A 21,925-nucleotide genomic window follows, 5' to 3' on the forward strand; every position below is an offset into this window, starting at 1 on the left:
CCCGATTTGAACTGATTCCGCATTACAACGTCCAATCAGGAGCAGGAACAACCAGCCTCGTGACGATCTGTCCGGGTCTCACGCTGCAACAAAATCTGAAATTGAGTTTATATTGATTTTTATGCCAAGAGCCACGAAGAAGCCCAAAATGAAAGGGCCAAAGGAACCTCTGGTTGGCGGGCCCAACGGCCCAACCGAACCGGCGCCTACGGCCATGGCCGTTGCCGAACCCCCGGCTTCCGAAGAGTTGCAGCCCCCGACCGCGCCCGTCGAGATGAGCCGCGAAGAAAACATCCAACGGCCCAGGCCCGAGCCGCCCAGAAGACGCGAGCGGCCCTCAGAGCCTTCCCAAGACGCGGGGCCCGCGCCCGCCCGCAGCCCAGAAGAAGCTGGCCGCCAGCCGGGCGGCGAACACCGCTCGCTAGACGACCGGGACCATATCGCGGCGACTTCGCTGAACATCGCCAAGCTGCAGTCCATGTCCATGCCGGAATTGAACCAGATGGCCCGCGACTTGTCTGTCGAGAACTTCGGCACAATGCGCAAGCATGAGGTCATTTTCCATATCCTGCAAAAAAATGCCGAACGCGCCGGAGTCCTCTTTTCGGAGGGCGTTCTCGAGGTGCTGCCGGAGGGCTTCGGCTTCCTGCGCTCACAAAGCTTTAATTATTTGCCCTGCCCGGAGGATATTTACGTATCCCCGTCCCAAATCCGGCGGTTTGATTTGCAAACCGGCAATCTCATCGCCGGCCAGATTCGGCCCCCCAAGGAGAAGGAGCGGTTTTTTGCGCTGCTCAAGGTCGAAGCGGTGGACCAGGAGGACCCCGACAAGGCCAAAGACAAGACGCATTTCGATAATCTGACCCCGTTGTTTCCTAACAAACGGTTCATCCTCGAGACCGCCTCGGATGAACTCTCGACCCGTGTTTTGGACTTGGTCTGCCCCATCGGCAAGGGCACGCGCGGGTTGATTGTCGCCCCGCCGAGGACTGGCAAGACTGTTCTGATGCAGAAGTTGGCCAATGCGATACTCAAGAACAATCCCGAGGCCTACCTGTTCATCCTGCTGATTGATGAGCGGCCCGAAGAAGTCACCGATATGGAACGGAGCTGCCGCGGGGCCGAGGTTATCAGTTCCACGTTTGACGAACCCCCTGAGCGGCACGTGCAGGTGGCCGAGATGGTCAGCGAAAAGGCCAAACGCATGATCGAGCACAAACGGGATGTGGTCATTCTGCTCGATTCCATCACCCGCCTGGCCCGCGCCTACAACACCGTCCAGCCCCACTCGGGCAAAATCCTCTCCGGCGGCGTGGACGCCAATGCGCTGCACAAACCCAAGCGCTTCTTCGGCGCCGCGCGTAATATCGAGGAGGGGGGGTCGCTGACGATTATCGCCACGGCCCTGGTAGATACCGGCTCGCGCATGGACGAGGTGATTTTCGAAGAGTTCAAGGGCACCGGCAACATGGAGGTGCATCTGGACCGGGCATTGGTCGATCGGCGCATCTTCCCCTCGATCAACATCGAGCGCTCAGGCACGCGCAAAGAAGAGTTGCTCTACCACCCGGATGAGTACAACAAGGTGGTCATCCTGCGCCGGGCTTTGACTGGCGTGCCACCGGTCGAGGCTATGGAGCTGGTGCTGAACAAGCTCAAGAAAACTGGCAGCAATATCGAGTTCCTGCTGTCCATGGCCGTGGGTTAGGTTAATTCACAGCAGCGAACAGAGGAGCAAAGGCGCCGAGACGGCCCGTTTCCGTCCCGCCACCAAACGGGCCAAACACCCCATTCGAGCGAAACGGCATCCTGTGATAAAGTAATTTTTGACTGAGTTTATCACTGAATGAAACCGGTTCGGTTTTATCATAGCCAACTTTAATTATGCAGCCCAGACACGCACGCTCCAGCACTGTTGCCCGCCCGGTCGCGCCAGCCGGTCGCGCCAGCGAACGCCCCGCCGAAAAACCTGTCGAGTTCACCTTGGACATGCCTCGTGCGACCTCGGCGTCGGTTGCTGGCACTTTTAATAGTTGGGATTCCAAACGCACCCCTTTGCGCAAGGACTCCGATGGTGGTTGGAAAACCACTGTCTGGTTGCCACCAGGGCGCTATGAATATCGATTTGTGGTGGATGGCGAATGGCTCAGCGATCCCAATGCCCGCCAGTCGGTCGCCAACGGCTTTGGCAGCACTAACTCGGTTGTCGTGGTTTAGAGACCGCCTTCATCGGCCGGAACAACCGAAGAAAGGGGCTCTTTGTGAGGACCACCGCGGTCCAAGACGCTGACGCGCCCCTCTCGCGCGGTCTGCGCGATGCGTTGTGGACTGTGGCAGTCCTCTGGCGCTTTGGGCCAGCCCCAACCGGAGCGTGAGCTGAAGCTCCGCCTCACCCCATCACCAGGTTCACAAGTTTCCCGGGAACGATAATGATTTTTCGCACAGTTTTGCCAGCGATGAAAGGCAGGACCTTGGCTGAGGCCTTTGCCGCCCTCTCCAGGTCAGCCTTGGAAGCATTGGCGGGGACGGTGATGACATCGCGCAACTTGCCATTGACCTGCACCGGAATCTGGAGCGTATCCTCCACCAATAAGGCCGGATTGAATTTGGGCCAGGGGGCATAAGCCAGCGGGAGAACCGGCGTTGCGCCTGAGAAAAAGGGGGTGGTGTGCAGCTTGGCCCAAAGTTCTTCGGCCAGGTGAGGCGCCAATGGCTGGAGCAGAATCAAAAAGTCGCGCAAGACCGACGCGGGCCTCGTCTCCCAAGTCATGGCCTCATTGATAAAGACCATCAGCGCAGAAATCGCTGTATTGAACCGTAGCCCATCGAGGTCTTCAGTCACCTTCTTGATACAGGCATGCAGCGCCTTAAGCTGAGCCGGGAGCGGCTGGGCTTCTTTAATGGCGCCGTTCAGCTTGATTTTCTTGAGCAACATCGCAGGGTTTCCGGTCTCGACCGTCGAGGCCTGCTCGAACTCCGTCTCGCTCTTTTCATCCGCGAATAAGCGCCAGACTCGGCCCAGAAAGCGGTAAACGCCTTCCACCCCTTTGGTGTTCCAGGGCTTGGTCATATCGAGTGGCCCCATAAACATTTCGTAAAGCCGAAAGGCATCCGCGCCGTAATCGGCAAGAATTTCATCAGGGTTAATCACGTTGCCGCGGGACTTGGACATTTTCTGTCCATCTTCGCCTAGAACGAGACCTTGATTTACCAGCTTATGAAACGGCTCGGGTGTCGAAACGTACCCCAAGTCAAAAAGGACTTTGTGCCAGAAACGCGCGTAGAGCAAATGAAGGACGGCATGTTCGGTGCCGCCAACATACAAATCGACACCAAGATTCGGCTGTTTCTTGCAATCCCCGGCACCGGTTTTTGGCGCCATCCAGTACTTTTCAGATTCCCCGCCGCAAAAGCACCGTGCGTTATGCGCATCGAGGTAGCGCAGGTAATACCAGCAACTGCCGGCCCATTGGGGCATCGTGTTGGTCTCGCGTTTCGAGCCGTCCGGCAAGGTCAGCCATTCTTTGGCGCGGGCCAACGGCGGCTGGCCGTCAGGCGTGGGTTTGTAATCGTCCAGCGCCGGAGGCAGCACGGGCAAAGCCGATTCGGGTAGCGCCTCGTGATAAGCCTGACCGCTCGGCCCCGTTTTCCACACAATGGGGAACGGCTCACCCCAGTAGCGCTGGCGGCTGAAAAGCCAGTCGCGCAATTTGAAATTAACGGTCTTCTTGCCGAGATGTCTGGATTCCAACCAATCGGTAATTTTCCGCTTGGCTTCGAGCGTGCGCAGGCCATCGAGCTCGATTTGCGGATTGGCAGAATTGACCGCAATCCCATCTTCGACGTAACCGTGCCAATCCGTTCCCTCGGGTGGCTGGACCACCTGGACAATGGGCAGATTGAATTTGGTGGCGAACTCGTAATCCCGTGTGTCATGACCCGGCACGGCCATAATGGCCCCGGTGCCATAGCTGCTCAGGACGTAATCGGCAATCCAGACAGGAATCTTGAGCCCGTTCACCGGGTTGATGGCATAACCCCCCGTAAAAACACCGGTCTTTTCCTTCGCCAATTCGGTGCGCTCCAGGTCGGATTTCTTCGCCACTTCCGCCTGGTAAGCTTTTACAGCAGGACGCTGAGCCGGGGTTCTGAGCGTCTCGAGTAACGGATGCTCCGGCGCAAGGACCATATACGTGGCGCCAAACAGAGTGTCCTGGCGAGTCGTGAAGACGCGTATCTTTTCCTCCATGCCCGCTATCTGGAAATCGACCTCCGCGCCTTCGGAACGCCCAATCCAGTTTCGTTGCATCTCTTTGAGCGAGTCGCTCCAGTCAATCGCGTCGAGGTCGCGCAGGAGCCGTTCCGCATACGCAGTGATGCGCAGCATCCATTGGCGCATCGGCTTCCGAATGACCGGAAACCCGCCCACCTCGCTCTTCCCGTCCACCACCTCTTCATTGGCCAGGACGGTGCCAAGCTGTTCGCACCACCAAACAGGGGCTTCGCTGACGTAAGCCAGGCGTTTGGAATCGCGGTAGGCCCGGCGCCTGGCCTCCAGGCTGGAGGCGTCCCCAGAGCCGGAAGACCCCGCGGTCTCTCCTTCCAACTCCGCCGGGTAGGGGAGGCTTTCAATCGGCTCAGCCTTGTTAGTTTGAGGGTTAAACCAGGAATTATAAATCTTGAGGAAAATCCACTGGGTCCACTTGAAGTACTCCGGGTCAGTCGTGTTGATCTCGCGGCTCCAATCGTAGCTGAAGCCAAGCGATTGAATCTGCCGCTTGAAAGTGGCGATATTCTCCTCCGTGGTCTTGCGCGGATGCCGCCCGGTTTTAATGGCGTATTGCTCGGCCGGCAGGCCAAAGGCGTCCCAACCCATTGGATGGAGGACGTGGAACCCCTGCGCGCGCTTGTAACGGGCAAGGATATCTGTTGCGGTGTAACCTTCCGGATGGCCCACATGCAGCCCGGCCCCGGAAGGGTAGGGAAACATGTCCAGGATATAGAACTTGGGGAGTTGCTCCGGCGGGGTCCCGGGGTGGCGCTTGCCAAAAGGATGCTGCGCCGGCACTTTCTCGCCTGGGTTCCATGCGCGAAAAGTTGCCTCCCGTTCCCAATGCTGCTGCCATTTGGGTTCGATCAGGTGGAACGGGTATTGTCTGCGTCCTGCCGCCATAAGCCCGCCACTATTGCCCAAAGCCGCGGGGCAGACAATGGGAATTACATCTCCAAATCATTGGCAGATGGCAAATGCTCAATGAGCGGTGTTCAATGAATCGAATTGAGCATTGTGCATTGATCATTTTCCATTTTTCATTGCGAGAAACAAATAGGAAATACTCAACCGCAAAAAAAGCCATGACCCTCCTCCTCATTGCCACGCGTAACTTGCATAAGGTCGGCGAAATCCGATTGATCCTGGATGACGGTTTTCGGTTTCTGACACTGGCCGATTTCCCGCTCGCTCCGGAGGTGAGCGAGGATGCCGGCACTTTTGCCGGAAACGCAGTCAAGAAATCCCTAGCCTTGGCCAAATGGCTCTCGACCGAATCTACGGAACTGTGGGCTGCATCCGGCCCCGCATTTGTTCTATCGGATGATTCCGGGTTGGAAGTGGATGCGTTGAATGGCGCCCCGGGAGTCCATTCGGCCCGCTTCGCAGCCCTGGACGGCGGCGTTGCGGGGAATTCAGCGCCGGCTGCGAACAATGCCAAGCTGCTGAAATTGCTGAAGGACGTGCCGGACAGCAAACGGACGGCTCGTTTTCGTTGTGTTCTGGCGCTCACGCCGGTGCTGAAGAGCCGGCGCGAGCCCGCTTCACCGGTGTGCTATGAGAACGAATTCGAACTCGCCACGGAACTGTTCGAGGGGGTTTGCGAGGGACGAATCGCCCTGGAAGCCCAAGGGGCCGGAGGATTCGGCTACGACCCGCTATTTATACCGGATGGCTGCCAAAAGACCTTTGGCGAATTAAGCGAGGCGATAAAGAACCAGATCAGCCATCGCGCCAAGGCCCTCGCAAAGCTGAGGGATCGCATTCTTCGTCGCATCTGAGGCTGGTTCCGTGAACCTGTTGGCCCGCGAGAAACGCGTCCGCAAGCCCGAATTTCGAATCATCGCGCCTTAACCAGAGCCGATTCCATGAAGGGAGTCAGCCTCAGCCTCTTGCGCAATCGCCTTGATTTCCTCGAGTGGCTTTTTAGCGGCCTTTAAGATGTCCTGGTGAATTCTCAAAAACCTCTCAATACGCAACCCTCACCCGATAGAAGCGCCTCGAAGAGCCAGTGGCGTCCGAGACCGTTATCCGAGTGCCAGTGCCATTGGTTTGCACCAGGGTGTGCCAAACTGCGGGGAAATTGGTCGTAAACTCAACAACATTGGTCATCCCTGACGGGCTATTCCATGAAATCTGGTTCCCCGTGCCGGCGACCGGGTTCACCGCGACTTGGAGAAGCGTAATGTCCATAAAGAGGAAATTCGTAGCATCCACGTAGGGATGGAGCAGAGGCAGATCGTCAAAAGGCGGCGTGTAGTATTGGTGCAAAATCAGATTCGTGTTCTGCTGTGGGGCAACCAGCCCGCTCCAATCCACAAAACGGTTGAGCTCGTTCAGGATATTCGTCCCGCGGACCACATGACCGAATACGACAAAGAAATCGTTGGTGTCGGCCGCGTCGAGGAAGGTGTTGTTGGCCAGGTTAAAAAACCATTGCGATGTTGCGGAGTTGGTATCGCCACCGAGCTTGGCCATGGCGATTGTGCCGAAGACATTGCTGAAACGCCGGCCCACTCCGAATTCGTTGGTGATGGGAGAGTAGGTGGGCGCTGGCACAATGGTGGCATTGGTCGTGCCGCGGTTGGTGACACTGAAACCACCGCCCTGCACCACGAATCCAGGCACAAGCCGGTGGGCGAACTCGTTCTCATAAGCGCCGCTTTGGACATAGTGAACGAAATTGCTGACTGTAACCGGTTTGTCCTGGTCATAAAGCTCGACTTCGATGTCGCCGAAAGGAGTGCGGAATTGGGCCAACGTGCCAGCGTGAGCCATGCCGGCGCTCGCGAGAAATAAAAAGCCAAAGAAAAGGACAAATTTCCAGGGGGTGGCACACTGGGCCAAGTTATGCAATTCCTCTCTCACTCTGGAATCCGGAGCTGTTTCCGGACAAGTCCGTTGGTTGCTATCATGCGATAGGCATGCTCGCCGGGCACGGCGCGATGCCAGAACTCGCCTCCGGCGCATTCCAGGATAAGGCCGCCGGCAGCAACATCCCAAAGTCGAATACCGCGCTCGATATAGGCATCGAACCGCCCGCTGGCCACGTAAGTCAACGCCAGCGCCGCTGAGCCCATAATGCGAATCTTCCGCACCCGGTGGACCAGCTCGATGAAATAGGGCAGGGTGGCCTCGAGATTTTCACGGCTTTTGGCAAAGCCGATTGAAACGATGGCTTCATCCAATTTGCGCCGGCGGCTCACCCGGATGATTTTGCTATTCAGCCGGGCTGCCTGGCCACTCACAGCCGTCCATAGTTCATCGCAGAAGGGATCATACACCACACCCAGCAGGGTCTGAAAGCCGTCCTCGTATGCGCCGGCCGCGCGCGCCGTGCCTTGCCTCTGGAGCGCGATAGAGACGCACGCGTGCGGAATTGTATAGGCGAAATTCACGGTGCCATCGATGGGATCGACCACCCACCGATATTCCGAGCTTGCATCGCCGGCAACCCCCTCCTCGCCCAGCAATGCCGCATCCGGAAAGGCCGCATAGAGCATCTTTTGAATCAGCTTTTGCGACCGGACATCCAGCTCGAGTTTGATATCGTGCTGGCTCACCTCATTGGCGCGCTTGACCGAATGAAGTTGACGGCTCATGAGGCCGCCAACAGTCTGGGCGGCATCCACCGCGGCAGTGAGTGCTCGATTCAGGTTCATTGTTAATCCACGGTTCCCTTGGGTAACGGCAATTCCTTTACATCAAACTCGTAGGAGTATTGGTCGAAATAGATGTTATGAGACCCCCACTCCAGTTCGCCTCGTTGAAAATCAACATTATCCGACCGCATCGATTGCTTGGGGGGCACGAGCGTCTGGCAATGATCGCTGTTGGCTGCCATCCGGTACTGGTCGAGACCCCCGAAGTAGAAATCGCGAATCTCGCGTCGCTGGACGGCTGAAAGCGCCGTGGCATATTGCATGGCGAAAATCCCCATATACGGATCGACCGGCACCCACCCATAAGGCGCCAGGTAAATCTCGCTCCAATCATGGATGTCTTCGTTGCCAGGGAATGTATTCCAGCCGGATTGCCAGCGGGCGGGGATGCCATTGAGCCGGCAAAGAGCAATGAAGAGCATCGCCTCCTGCCCACAGTCCCCATAGCCTTTGGTGCGGCAATAATCACTGATGTTCCTGATGGTCGAGTATTCAATCGCCAGGCTATATTGGATGTGGGTCGCAATCCAGTCGTAACACCGCTTGGCTACGAGGCACGGGTTGGTTTCACCCCCCACGATCTGCGTCGAGAGCTTCCGAAGCTCCGGCGTAAACACCAGGTGCGGCCCCTCGCGCGTAAACGGGCTCAGCAACGGATCGTTTGGATTGGACGCCTTCACCAGCTCCGGCTTAGGCGCGAATGACACCCCGTAACAGGTATAATCATATTCAATCCTGAACTCGGTTGGCCGATCCTTGCGCGCCGGCTGCCCCATGAATATCGAGCGGATGGCGCTCTCTCTGGCGTCAATCCGCGCGGGTTTGGGGGATGCTGACAGTAAATCGAAATCCCGTTGGAAAGGGTACTCCCGTGGAATCGGCAGCCAGGCGCGGATGATTTGGCCTGCTGGCGCCGCATTTGCCTTGGCCGTAACGTTCAACGTAATGTGGAAGCGTTTGGGCAGCACATAGGGCTTCTTCTCGGCGATGGCCGCTCGTTGGATTGCCAGGCAAGTCTCCAGGCGCGCTTTCTGTGACACCGTGGTGTCCTTTGGCGGAACCCGCCGGCTTTCCAGCTCCGGATACCGAAAAAAGAGATTCTTCACGCTCGACCCCATGAAATAAACCTGCCCATCAATTTGCCGGCTGTCGAAGCGGCCCTCCCTAATCCAGTCATCGAATTCCTTCAGGGTGAGGTCCCGGACAGATTTCTTCAGCACCGCAAATAACTGGTCTTTTGTGTAGGGGAAATCCTTTTTGATACGCGCTAATCGATCCAATTCGAACTCCAACTGCTTTTGCTCGGCGGCGCCCAGCGCAGCGTCTGCCAGGCTCGCTTTCAAGATTTCGGCCGCCGCGCTGAAGTGCCCTTGCAGCTCAAGCCGGCCTGCCTTTTTAATAACATCCTCCTGCGCAAAGCAAAGCCCTCCGGCCATCGCCAGGACCAATGAAAGGACTAAAAGGGCTTGCTTCATCGCTCAAACGAAGATGCCTGAACAGCAAGGGGAAGCAACCTTGGAGTATCGTCCGCCGCATAGCAATGCAGAGCAATTCTCATCTTGGAGCCGCTGCCGCATTTATGCGGCAGCGGCGATTCAAAATCTTAAAATGTGAATTGCTGGCAAGGCTCCGTCTGCAGGCCAACGGCCTGCTTCATAGAGCCATCTATAAAGCAGGCCGTTGGCCTGCAACCATCCACCTGCGCCCCTTTCCCACAGCGTTGCCGTGGGCTGGTATGAGGGACGCCTTTGGCGTCCTCGCGATGGGAACAGAATAGCAGTAGCAGCGAGTTTGGAAACCTGCGACTTTGTCAGTCGTCCTGTGCTGAACCGCGAACTATGAAAAGGCATTCCTTCGTCGCCTTTGCCGCTTTTGTGCTAACAATTGCCCAGGGCGGCGAGTTTCGTGCCGCCCGTTCCGTCCACTTGGTCTATCCCGCTCCGGGAGGCGCCCTGTTTTACAATGAGGTTGTCGTTGAAAAATCCGTCAACGGCTCCTATTTCATGGCTTGCGGGTGGAATACCGGATACTTCGGCATTCAGCAACTCGGCGGGACGCACGACAAGCTGGTGCTCTTCTCGGTTTGGGACCCAACCAAAGGGGATAATCCTAATGGGGTCAAAGCCGAAGACCGCGTCGAGGTGCTGTACCAAGGTGAAGGGGTGCAAATCAAACGCTTCGGCGGCGAAGGCACAGGCGCGCAGTGCCTGTGGCGTTATGATTGGCGCCTCGACGAAACCAACCACTTCCTTGTCGGCGCTCGAATCGAGGGAGAAAAGACCACCTACGCCGCCTGGTTCCGCGCGAGTGACGGGTGGAAGAAGCTCGCCTGCTTTCGGACCCGGACCGGCGGCCTGCCTCTCAGCGGCTATTATTCTTTCATCGAAGATTTTCGCCGTGACGGCAAAAGTGCAGGCCAAGTGCGCAAAGCCCGGTTTGGCAACGGCTGGATCAAAACACCCCAAGGCCAGTGGGTACGGCTCGCCAAAGCGCGATTCACCGCTTCCGGCGCGGAGTGGGAATCCAAAGAGAACATTGACGCAGGATCGGAGGATGGATTCTTTTTCCTGGCAACCGGTGGCGAGGTCAAAAGGACGCGAGAACTCAGGAGTTTTATTGATTTGCCTGTCGCTGCCACACCAGATTCTCCCGGCTTTCTGCCCGCATTTCCTTCCGAGGCCAGCAACGCAGCGGCGGAGTGGGTGCCTCTCTGTCCGGGCGGCGGGGGCTGGTGCATGGGCATTTATCCGCACGCCACAAACCCCAACGTTATCTGGATGAACACCGACATTTCCGGGCTCTTCAAGTCCACCGACGGTGGAACCACCTACAAGCTTGTCTCGGGAGCGATCCACCTCGCCACCGGCGGCGGCTCCGTCGTCTGTGGTAACTACTCCCAATTTGCCGTGGACCCGGCTTCCCCCAGCATTTGCTATTATGCCGTCCACACTTTGGGGCGCGGCGTCCACGAAAACGGTTTGTGGAAATCCATCGATGAAGGTGAAACCTGGTCGTACATCCCCGGCACCGAGGCCTTGCTGGGCGCTTCCTTGGCTGTGGGTGCGGATGAGACCTTATACTGCGCGCAAAAGGACAGTCACAAAATCCACGTCTCCACCGATCAGGGGAAGACGTTCGCGATCAAGGAAACCCTGCCCTTCACTGCCGCCAACGTGAAGGATTATCAGTCCGGCATCCACTTGTTCGGTTCCAAGTCGGGACGGCTGTATGCAGCCAGTCCCCTCCGGCCCGCCACCGGCCTATACTACACAGACGACAAGGGCGACCACTGGCAATCGGTGGCCGCTCTGGCCGACAAAAGGGTAGGGGCCATCTCCTGTTCACCCTCAGACCCGAACCTGGTCTTCGCTGTAACGGCCGAGGGCGCCATCTATCGGGCATTGGACGGAAAGACCTTCGAGCCCTGCGCCGGAAAACTCGCCCCTCGTCGAGTGGACTCCAAGCGCAGCGTTGGAGTTGGCATCAGCAACAGTGGCCGCGTCGTCGCTTGGGCCCAGGGCATGTCCAAACCCATCCTCAGCGATGACAATGGCCAGACCTTCTCCGATGCAAAAGTCCGTCCGCCTTTGCCCGGGGATTACCTGTTCTTCGCCAATGGCCTCCGGGACGTCACCTCTTTTGCTGCCTCACCTTGCGGCGACCGGTTCTACAAGACCGCCAGCGGCACGGTCTGGCGGAGCATTGATAATGGGGAGACCTGGGAACCGCGCGTCACCGGCATCGACGTGCTTTGCCTGGAAGCCCCGCCCGTCGTGGATGCAGCCGACCCCAATCGCGTCTATTTTCTTGCCGGCGACGTGGGCTTCTATTACACGACCGATCTGGGAAAGTCTTGGAAAATCAGTGGAGGCATCGACGCAACGTGGTGCCAGGCAGCCGCTCTGGCCCAGGACCCGACTGACTCCGACGTCCTTTACCGCGTTTGGAGCCCCATCAACAGCCCCGAGGCTCCCTGTTATCTCTACAAGTCCATCGACCGCGGACTTTCGTGGAGCCAGACCCCCACCGCAAACGTGGGCTCGCGCTACCGGGAAATGGGCAGCCTCATTGTGGACCCCACCAACCCGCGGCACATTTATTTTTCTTCCACCCAGAACTCCCACCGCAACCCTCCCCTTCCCGATTCGCTGCGGGCTGTGCTGGAATCCACCGACGGCGGCAACACCTTCCACCGCATGCCGGGATCGCCTGGGGAGTTGCATCAAATGAGCCGGGCACGCAGCGGTAACCTCTATGGCGTGGATGGCATCTGGGGCGGCCCCATTTATGAGTATTCCAAAATGACTCGTCAAGGGACGGCCCTCTACCCCAAGGGCGCCACGGATGTCGCCGTGGATTCAACCAACGAGAAGGTCATCCTTGTCGCCGATTTCCTGGGCGGCAAGCTCATGCTCTCCACCGACGGTGGCGCCACCTGGACGGCGAAAAAGGACTGGCAAGGCCGGGACATCTGCGCATGGGCCGTGTACATTGACCCCGTACGACCCCAGGTCATGCTGGCCGGCGCCCACAACATCAAGGGCGGCGCCGGGGGAATCCTTCGCAGCCTTGACGGCGGGCAGACCTGGAGTTCATTCCAGCCTTGCGGCGCACCGGCCTACGTGAATGGCTTCGTCTATGGCGGTGTGCCCGGACGGGTCTATGCCTGGACCTGCATGATGGGTTCGTTCAAAGTCGAAAACGCGTACTCCATGCCCACCAGCCCTTAGCCGTGGCCATTCAATTGAACCGCTAATCTGCGCTGATGATCGCTAAGGCATCATCCATTCGCTCGCAATGGCGTCGGGGAAGCAGGCACCAAAAAATGCTATATACTTTTAATCCGTCGAACTCGCATGCACACTTGATTTTAGCGGGCCGCGGTCGATAGTTTTTGACATGCCCGATGTCACCCAACTGCTCAGCGCCATTGATGCGGGTGATCCCAAGGCCGCCGCCCGTTTGCTCCCGCTGGTCTATGACGAATTGCGCAGGCTGGCGGCCTGGAAGATGGCCCAAGAAAAACCCGGGCAGACCCTGCAGGCGACCGCCCTGGTCCACGAAGCCTGGTTGAGATTGGCCGGTTCAGAACATCAGCAATGGCGCGGACGTTCCCATTTCTTCGCAGCGGCCGCCGAGGCGATGCGGCGCATCCTCATTGATAAGGCCCGGCACAAGGCCAGCTTGAAATGCGGCCTCGCTCATCCACTCGAGGAGCTTCACGAATCCAAAATCGAGTTGGCCGCTCCCTCGGATGAGATTCTCGCCGTGCATGAAGCCCTCGATGCCCTGGCCGCCGAGGACGAACTGGCTGCTGATGTAGTCAAGTTGCGTTATTTCGTGGGCATGACCGTTCCAGAAATCGCTGAGGCCCTGGAAATATCCCCGCGTAGCGCCGACCGGCACTGGGTGTTTGCCAGGGCCTGGCTCAAAGGAGCGATCCGTGGCCAATGGTAAGCGTTCCAGGAGCAGGGTTGGCTTATGTATGGGAATTCACAGAAAAATTGAAACCGGTTGGCGTGTTTTGATACCCGATTACGCCATTTCCTGGTAATAGGACATGATATGAACGACCCAGACAAATTCCAAAACCGTTCGGAGAAAGAGATTTTCTTTGAGGCGCTGGAAAAGAACACACCCGAGGAACGGACCGCGTTTTTGGACGGCGCCTGCGGCAAGGACCTGGCGCTACGCGCTCGGATGGAGGCCTTGCTGGCCGAGCATTTTGAGCAGGATACCTTCATGAAGAAACCTGCCGCGTACGCTGAGCGACCCACCATCAAAATATCCCCCATCGAGGAAGCTGCCGGAACCGTCATCGGACGCTACAAATTGCTGCAATGCATCGGGGAGGGCGGCTGCGGAGTGGTGTATATGGCCGAACAGCAGGAGCCCGTGAGGCGGCGAGTAGCGCTGAAGGTCATCAAGTTGGGCATGGATACCAAGCAAGTCATCGCCCGCTTCGAGGCCGAGCGCCAGGCGCTGGCGCTGATGGACCATCCGAACATCGCCAAGGTGCTGGACGCCGGCGCGACCGAGACGGGCCGGCCTTATTTTGTGATGGAGTTGGTCAAAGGCATCCCCATCACGCGCTATTGCGACGAAAACAATCTGAGCACAGCAACCCGGCTGAGCCTGTTCGTGCAAGTGTGTCAGGCCATTCAACATGCTCACCAGAAGGGCATCATTCATCGCGACATCAAACCTTCCAACATCCTGGTGGCGGACCATGACGGCGTGCCGGTGCCCAAGATCATTGATTTTGGCATCGCCAAGGCGACGACCGACCAGCGGCTGACGGATAAGACATTGTTCACGGCCTTCGAGCAGTTCATTGGGACGCCGGCCTATATGAGCCCGGAGCAGGCCAGGCTGAGCGGGTTGGACATTGATACGCGCAGCGACATCTATTCGTTGGGAGTATTGCTTTATGAGTTGCTGACGGGCAGAACTCCGTTCGAGGGCGAAAGGCTATTGAAAGCTGGTTTGGATGAAATTCGCCGAATCATCCGGGAAGAGGAACCCGTACGGCCCTCCACCAGACTGCATACGCTGGACGCGGTGGAGCAGACGACGGTGGCTAGGCACCGCCAGGCCGATCCTCCCAAACTGCGCCATCTGCTCAGCGGCGACCTGGATTGGATCGTGATGAAGGCCTTGGAGAAAGACCGGGGGCGGCGCTACGAAACAGCCAACGGCCTCGCGATGGATATTCAGCGGCATCTGAACAATGAGCCGGTCCTCGCCCGCCCGCCGGGCAAGTTGTATCGCTTTCAGAAAATGGCCCGGCGTAACAAACTGGCCTTTGGGGCGGCAGCCGCCGTCGTTACGTCGTTGGCCCTGGGGTTGGTGATTTGCTCGTTCCTTTTTATCCGCGAGAAGCAAGCCCGCGCCAGCGAAGCCGCGATGCGTCAGAAAGCCGAGGCGGCCAACCAGCAGGCCCAGGCGCAAGCCGCTCGGGCGGTAGCGGCGTCCCGGCAAGCGAAGTCGGCGGAACAGAATGCCCGGCAGAAGGAAGTCGAGGCGAAAACAGCCTTGTCCACATCCGAGTTTTTGCAAGGTTCGCGCGCCATCACCGAAAAGCACCCGGGCGATGCCCTGGCTTATCTGGCGCGCAGCTTCGCTGACGATCCGGCCAACGAGGCCGCGTTAACCAGCATGGCGACCTTGTTGGCGTCTCATTCCTGGATGGCTCCCACGGTTTTGTTGAAACCAGCCAAATCAGCCAACTCAGCTCAATTCAGTCCGGACGGCAAGCGCATCCTCACCGTTTCGGAGGATTGGACTGCGCAGGTGTGGGATGCACAAAGCGGCCAACCCTTGACGCGACTGGGACTGGGCGGACAGGTGGGCGCGGCGCAATTCAGCCCGGACGGAACGCGCGTTGTCACGGCGACATGGGATCAAGCGCGGGTTTGGGATGCGTCGAGCGGCCAACCGCTGACACCGCCTTTGCCACACAACGGCTTGGTCGCCTCCGCCCAATTCAGTCCGGATGGGAGGCGCCTCGTCACCATGTGCGGCGCTTCGGCTTGGGTGTGGGATGCGCAAGATGGCCGGAAACTGGCCGAGTTGCAAACCGGCGGCAAGTTGAGCCTGCTTTTAGCGCAATTCAGTCCAGATGGCAGCAGCATTATCACGGCGGCCTGGGACCAAGTACGGGTCTGGGACGCAAAGAACGGCCGGGTTTTGACGATGCTGCCACAGCTTGGCTCATCGTTCGCGAGGTCAGCGCAGTTCAGTCCGGACGGCAAGCGTATCGTTACGGCTTCTGGCGACGGGTCGGCGCGGGTATGGGATGCGCAAAGTGGCCAACAACTGATGACCCTCGGACACATCCTTCCCGTGGCCTCCGCCCAGTTCAGTCCGGATGGCAAGTCCATCCTCACGACGACGTGGGGCGGCACTGTGCAGATTTATGACGCGCAGAGCGGGCAGTTGCTTCCGGGACATGGCATTCAGGATAATCGTGTCAATTCAGCCCAATTCAGCCCGGATGGAACGCGAATTGTCACCGCCTCTGGCGCCGTGGCCCGGGGCTGGAATGCGCGGAGCGGCCAGCCGCTGACGGAGCCTCTGCAACACAATAGCGTCGTCAACTCCGCGCAATTCAGTCCAGACGGCAAACGCATCCTCACCGCGTCCCGGGATGGTACGGTGCGGGTCTGGGAGATGCAGAACGGCCAGCCGCCGTTGGCGGAAATCTTGAAACAAGCCGGCTTCGCGTCAGCGCAATTCAGTCCGGATGGAACACGCATCCTGACGGTATGGGGGAATTGGGTTTGCGTCTGGGATGCAAAGAGCCACCAGCCGCTGACCGAGCGCTTGCAACACTACAGCTTCGTCAACGCCGCGCAGTTCAGTCCGGATGGCAAGCGCATCCTCACCAGGGCTGGGGACCAGGTGCGGGTGTGGGATGCGCAGGACGGCCACCCCCTGACTGCTCCTCTTAAGCATGACGGGTGGGTGCAATCGGCTCAATTCAGTCCGGATGGCAGCCGAATCGTCGCCGCTTCGACTGACGGGACCGTGCGGCTGTGGGATGTTCAGAGCGGCCAGCAACTAAGGGAGCTGTTGAAACAAACCGCTCCGGTCAGCTCGGCACAATACAGTCCGGATGGCGAGCGCATCGTCACCGCTTCGGGTGACGGAACGGTGCGGGTGTGGAGCGCCCAGAGCGGACAGCCATCGACCGAGCTGCAACACGCGAATTTGGTTGCTGTCAATTCGGTGCAATTCAGTCCGGATGGCAAGCGCATCGTCACCGTATCGCAAAACGGCACTGCGCAGGTGTGGGATGCACAAAGCGGCCAACCCTTGACGCAACTGGGTGGAGAGGTCAACTCCGCGCAATTCAGTTCGGATGGGGAGCGGCTCCTCACGGTATCCGGGTCTGCGGCTCAAGTCTGGGATGTCCGGAGCGGGCTGCCACTGACCGAGCCTTTGCAACACGCCGGTTTGGTTAGCTCCGCGCAGTTCAGTCCGGATGGGAGGCGCATCGTTACCGCAGCGGAGGATGGAACGGCGCGGGTGTGGGATGCGCAGACCGGACAGCCATTGATGGAGCCACTGTTTCATGGGTGGGAGGCTGGTCCAGGTGAGTTCAAGCGGAGCGCCCATGGCGAGCGCGTGGTTGGCATGACGTGGCCGGTCAATTCGGTGCAATTCAGTCCGGATGGCAAGCGCATCATAACCGCGGCGCAAGACGGGAACGTGCGGATTTGGGACATCGCTCCATCGCCGGCACCCCCCCCGTCCTGGCTGCCGCAATTGGCCGAAGCGATCTCCGGCCAGACGCTCAACCCACAGGGCCTCTTGGAGCCGACTCACTTGAACCCAGCCGAGGTTATCGGCCGGCTCCGCAAGACCGTGGGCCGCGAACCGGACAACGACGATTGGGCCGTCTGGGGACGCTGGTTTTTCGCCGACCCATTCACACGCACCATCTCGCCTTTTTCCTCAGAAACCGTTCCGGAGTATATCGAGGAGCGAATCACCGAGCAGACGCCGGAATCGTTGGCTGAGGCCGAGCGGTTGGCGGGCGACAACGCTCCCTTGTTGAAGCGCATCGCCGAGGCGCGCGGACGGCTCGACCAAACGACCCACGCCCTCGCGCTTAAGCGCGACGCTGACGCGCTGGTGGCCCAAGGCAAGTTTGCGGAAGCGGAACCGAAGTATCACGAGGCGCTGGAAATCATCCGCCAGGTCAGCGGCCCGCAAAACCCCGACACGACCAGCACGATGCGTTCTCTGGCAAATCTCTATTGCTCCCTCGGCCGGCGCGGGGAGGCGCTGACCCTCCTGGACAACGTCTGCGCAATGAATCCGCAGGACACCGATGCCTCGCTCACCCTTGCCACCTGGCAAACCTGGTTCGGCCAGGACGCCGATTACGAGGCCAGCCGCCGCCGCCTGGTCCAGGAGGCGCAAGGAACCGATTTGCCCGGGACAGCAGAGCGGGCTGCCAAGGCCTTTTGCCTTCGGCCCTCCACCGATACCGCCTTGCTCACCAACGCCCTCAACCTCGCACAGCGGGCTGTGGAACTGGGCAAATACACCGGGCTGCTGCCGTGGTATCAACTGGGCCTCGGGCTGGCTGAATACCGCAACGGCCAATACGCCGCTGCCGAACGCTCCCTCACCGTCGCGGAGAAGACTGTTGGCGATAGCAATCGCGACATTCAAGGAATCGCGCGCCTGTTTCGCGCCATGAGCCTTTTCCGGCAGGGTCGCTCAGAAGAGGCCCGCTGGCTCTTTAACCAGGAAGAGGCACAGATGGCTCCACTGCCAAAAGACGAAACCAAACCGCTTTTGAACGGCCACCCCGTTTCCCACGACGTGCTGATTTGGTGGCTGGCCTACAAGGAAGCAAGGTCCCTCTTAAGTCCGCCCGGCGATGCGAAGCCATAATCCACTTTTGCGCTTGATGTCGTTATCCAACACCACAATTCAGCCACCGCATGGACATCCGCAGGTCAACGGCGGAGGCGATTTTTGAGCGGGGCGATGGGCTGGAAACGGACTTTGAGGCGGCGGGCCAGGTCGGCGGGAGCGCGGATGCCGTCGCAGAGCAAATCAAAGAGGCGTTTGAGGCGAAGCTGATGCCCCAGTCGTTTTTTGAAGTCGGCCTGGAACTTCTCGAACTGGGCGTCACGTTCTTTTATGAGGGGGAGGGCCAGGGGAGTGACATCGTCAGCGGTAAAATACGCGCTGATTTGCCATTCGCGAATCGCGCCTCGAACTTCGCCGAGTTCTTATTCTTCGTTCTCCGAGTCGGGTTGGGTCTCCGGATTCCATTCCGGATGAATTTCCCCCAAACCGGAGGCGCGCAACTGGGCATTGAAGGCGGGCAGGTCAACCCCTCGGATTCGCGTCCAGGTCTTCAGGGCATCAATGAGCGCAGTCTCGAGATGCCCTAGAGCGGCCAATTGCGAAGGGGTCGGCGCGGCATCGGCTCTCGCTGTCTGGTCGTAGAGCGATGACACTTGTTTGTTGATATCCTCCAAGCCGGTTTCTTCTCCTTCTTTGTGAGCGGGTTGTTCCAGGAGGTTTCTTACCTTGCTGTCGAGAGTCTTGGCCTGACTTGCAATAGGATTTATCTTGTCGTCCGCCAATTTCGCCGTCTGGGTCTGTAAGAAACGTGCCAGACCGACGGCTTCGGAACTGCGCGCGATCATCGAGGCGAGGTCTTGCTCGGTCTGGAATTGGCGTTTGAGATCGGCCCGGGGCGTCTTTACCCGCGGGTCCATCTTGACCAGCAAGGGCTCGGAGTGTGTTTCGCCCGCGGCGGTCAACCGGACCATGTAGCGTCCGGGCAAGGCGGTGGGGCCCACCGGCAGGTGCGGTGTGTTAAAGGGGATGGCTGAAATGGGATACTCCCGTTGGATGGCGACGGTGCCCGTGTAATGCAGGTCCCAGACCCAGCGGTGCATTCCGGCTGTGGCGGGAAGGACCTGGTGGCGGCGAATCCAGTAAAGGGGAATGGAAGCCGACCTTTCGAGCTCCTCAGGCGTGGGGCCGGCAGGATCGTCGCTGGAATAGCGGCGCGCCAGACGCCCTTGCGCGTCGAGAATCTCCAGTGTGACCGGGCTGTGGGCCGTCTGCCTTAGAAAGTAGTCGATGATCGCGCCCTCGGGCGGGTTTTTTCCGGCGGGCTCGTCTGGAGGCATCGGGGTGTCGGTGTTGGTGTCCCGCTGAATTCGCCACGCCGTCGCGGGCTTGCAAAGCCGGACCCTCGATTGGGCGAAGTCGGCCGTGGTCTGGCGAAGAGGAGTGATGTCGTCGAGAATCCAGAACGAGCGCCCATGGGTGGCCACAACGAGGTCGTCATTGTGTATCCAAAGGTCGCGCATCGAAGTGTGTGGCAGGTTCAGTTGGAGGGGTTGCCACAGCGCGCCGTCATTGAAAGAGACCCAGACCGCTTTTTCCGTCCCGCAAAACAGGAGGCCCTTTCGGACCGGGTCTTCCCGGACGGTATTCACCGGCGCGTCCTCAGGCAGGCCATGAACGATTGGCTGCCAGGATTTGCCGCCGTCATGCGTCCGGAAAATGTAGGGATGCAAATCATCGACCCGGAAGCGGCTCACGGACGCATAGGCCGTGTTGTCGTCGAAATGTGAGGCGGTCATTTGCGTCACCTTGCTCCATGGAGCGAGCTGAGGGGGCGTGATGTTGGTCCAATGTTTTCCACCGTCGCGAGTGGTCCAAACGAGTCCATCATCGGTGCCAGCCCATAGCGTATGGAGCGTATGGAACGAGGGCGCCAGGGCGTAAATGGCGCCGCGGACGTTGGCAGCATAGGCATCATTGGCGGCGAGCGCACCGAGGCTGGCAGGGATGCCCGGGTGCTTTCGGCTGAGGTCCGGGCTGATCGTTTGCCAGGACTTGCCGCCATTCCTGGTCTCGAACAGGACATTGGCCGCATAATAAAGCACGTGGGGATCAACCGGAGAAAACATGATCGGCTCGGTGCGGTCAGCCCGAATCCCTCCCTGCTTCACGGGAACGGGCGAGACGTCCTGGGTCTGGCCCGTGACCCAGTCAAACCTGGAAATCTCAGTCCTGCCGGCGCCGTAAACGACGTTGGGGTGGAGGGGATCGGGGGCCACGTAACCGTATTCGATGGCGCCTACGGGATGCCACTCCCGCGCCGTGATCTCGCCGTCATTCCCCCGGCTGGAGATTCCCACCGAACCGCTCTCCTGCTGCCCGCCATACACCCGATAGGGGAATTCGTTGTCCGTGATGACGTGATAGAGCTGGGCGGTCGGCTGGTTGTACCAGGAACTCCAGGTTGCGCCGCCATTGACGGTGACAATGGCGCCCTGGTCTCCAACCAGCAGGATGATCTCCGGGTGATCGGGATTGATCCAGATGTTTTGATAATCGTCTCCGCCAGGCGCGCCGCGGATAGCCCTCCAGCTTCCACCGGCATCGACCGAGCGCCACGTCACGATGCTGGCGCTATAGACAATGTCCGGATTGGCGGGGTCCACCTTGGGCATGGGAAGGTCGCCTCCGCCAATGCGCGCGCTTGGCCGATCGTCACTTGTGGCTACGTGCCAGGTCGTGCCCGCATCGTCGGAGCGGCAGAAGAGGATGCCTTTGCCGGACGCATAGACCTCTTTGTCCCGGCTGGTGGCGACCATTGCATAGAGGCGCTTTGAGTTACTGGGAGCGATAGCGACATAAGCCTGCACAAGGTCATTGGGCAATCCCCCGGAAAGCTGCCGCCACGTGTTGCCGCCGTCCGCCGACCTGTAAATTCCACCCCCGGCGCCGCCATAGCCGTTATGGTCTTCCCAAGGCCCCTGGCGGGCTCTCCAAAAGGTCACATAAATCACCTCGGGATTGGACGAGTCCATCTCGACGTCGCAGGCGCCTGTGTTTTCGTCTTTATACAGGACATTCATCCAGGTCTTGCCGCCATCGGTGGTTCGGAAAACGCCCCGCTCACGGTTAGGACCGTAAGGGTGACCGAGGACGGCGGCAAAAACGCGATTCGGGTCATGGGGATCGACGGCCAGAGCCGGTATCTGTTGGCTGTCATCGAGTCCGAGGTGCTTCCAGGTCCGACCCGCGTCGGACGAGCGGTACATGCCGTTGCCGACGGATAGTTCGGGACGCTGCAATCCTTCTCCGCTGGCGACATAGAGGATATTCGGGTCCGAGGGGGCAACCGCGATGGCGCCGATGGATTGGACCGGCTCGGAATCGAAAATCGGCTTCCAGGTACGCCCGTAATCATCGGTTTTCCACACGCCGCCGTCCACTTGGCCCACATAGAAAACGTTGGGCTGGCCCGGCACGCCCGTAGCGGCCCGGGTCCGCCCTCCTCGGTAAGGACCGATCATGCGCCACTGAATGTCCCGGTCGAGATGCTCCGGGAGCGTTTGGCTGCGGGCCTGAAATACCAGTAAGGCGGTCGCCAGCCAGAAGGTTTGTGCTCGAAGAAGATGTGGGCGAGACTGACTCATAAGGGTGTAACGGCATT

11 protein-coding genes are annotated in these 21,925 nt (G+C 59.2%); 6 read left to right on the plus strand and 5 right to left on the minus strand.

From position 1 onward, the window contains the following. Window positions 1-121 precede the first annotated feature (121 nt). Both rho and VG146_16885 read left to right on the plus strand, forming a co-directional pair. A complete protein-coding gene (rho, locus tag VG146_16880) occupies window positions 122-1,708 on the plus strand; it encodes a transcription termination factor Rho (GenBank protein ID HEV2394029.1) in 1,587 nt (528 codons plus the stop codon). Window positions 1,709-1,884: 176 nt separating this feature from the next. Then, window positions 1,885-2,217 (plus strand): glycogen-binding domain-containing protein, encoded by a 333-nt coding sequence (locus tag VG146_16885; protein ID HEV2394030.1) that lies wholly within the window; start codon window positions 1,885-1,887, stop codon window positions 2,215-2,217. A gap of 172 nt (window positions 2,218-2,389) precedes the next feature. On the opposite strand, the gene leuS is transcribed toward VG146_16885, so the two are convergent. Beyond that, complete coding sequence (gene leuS / locus VG146_16890) at window positions 2,390-5,173, minus strand: leucine--tRNA ligase (protein ID HEV2394031.1); 2,784 nt, start codon at window positions 5,171-5,173, stop codon at window positions 2,390-2,392. A 182-nt stretch (window positions 5,174-5,355) separates the two neighbouring features. Between leuS and VG146_16895 the strand changes: the two genes are divergently transcribed. After that, a complete protein-coding gene (locus tag VG146_16895; GenBank protein ID HEV2394032.1) occupies window positions 5,356-6,051 on the plus strand; it encodes a non-canonical purine NTP pyrophosphatase in 696 nt (231 codons plus the stop codon). Between the two features lie 187 nt (window positions 6,052-6,238). On the opposite strand, the gene VG146_16900 is transcribed toward VG146_16895, so the two are convergent. The 3 genes from VG146_16900 to VG146_16910 all read right to left on the minus strand — a co-directional run bounded on the left by VG146_16900 (window position 6,239) and on the right by VG146_16910 (window position 9,407). Next, window positions 6,239-7,048, minus strand: coding sequence for a peptidylprolyl isomerase (locus VG146_16900; protein ID HEV2394033.1), 810 nt, complete (start codon window positions 7,046-7,048; stop codon window positions 6,239-6,241). A gap of 86 nt (window positions 7,049-7,134) precedes the next feature. Then, entirely contained in the window at window positions 7,135-7,932 is a 798-nt protein-coding gene (locus VG146_16905) for an inositol monophosphatase family protein (protein ID HEV2394034.1), read from the minus strand. A gap of 2 nt (window positions 7,933-7,934) precedes the next feature. Then, the gene (locus tag VG146_16910) at window positions 7,935-9,407 is read right to left on the minus strand and encodes a transglutaminase-like domain-containing protein (protein ID HEV2394035.1); all 1,473 of its coding nucleotides are present in this window, start codon (window positions 9,405-9,407) and stop codon (window positions 7,935-7,937) included. Window positions 9,408-9,770: 363 nt separating this feature from the next. On the opposite strand from VG146_16910, the gene VG146_16915 reads away from it, so the two are divergent. From VG146_16915 to VG146_16925, 3 genes are all read left to right on the plus strand, one after another. Further along, complete coding sequence (locus VG146_16915; protein ID HEV2394036.1) at window positions 9,771-12,662, plus strand: DUF3472 domain-containing protein; 2,892 nt, start codon at window positions 9,771-9,773, stop codon at window positions 12,660-12,662. A gap of 169 nt (window positions 12,663-12,831) precedes the next feature. Beyond that, the gene (locus tag VG146_16920) at window positions 12,832-13,389 is read left to right on the plus strand and encodes an ECF-type sigma factor (GenBank protein HEV2394037.1); all 558 of its coding nucleotides are present in this window, start codon (window positions 12,832-12,834) and stop codon (window positions 13,387-13,389) included. Between the two features lie 108 nt (window positions 13,390-13,497). Beyond that, window positions 13,498-18,342 (plus strand): protein kinase, encoded by a 4,845-nt coding sequence (locus VG146_16925; GenBank protein ID HEV2394038.1) that lies wholly within the window; start codon window positions 13,498-13,500, stop codon window positions 18,340-18,342. Between the two features lie 344 nt (window positions 18,343-18,686). Here VG146_16925 and VG146_16930 read toward each other — a convergent pair whose 3' ends face one another. Next, window positions 18,687-21,908, minus strand: a complete 3,222-nt coding sequence (locus VG146_16930; protein HEV2394039.1) for a glycoside hydrolase — start codon at window positions 21,906-21,908, stop codon at window positions 18,687-18,689. Window positions 21,909-21,925 lie beyond the last annotated feature (17 nt).

The organism is Verrucomicrobiia bacterium, assembly GCA_035946615.1.
GTDB lineage: Bacteria > Verrucomicrobiota > Verrucomicrobiia > Limisphaerales > UBA8199 > DASYZB01.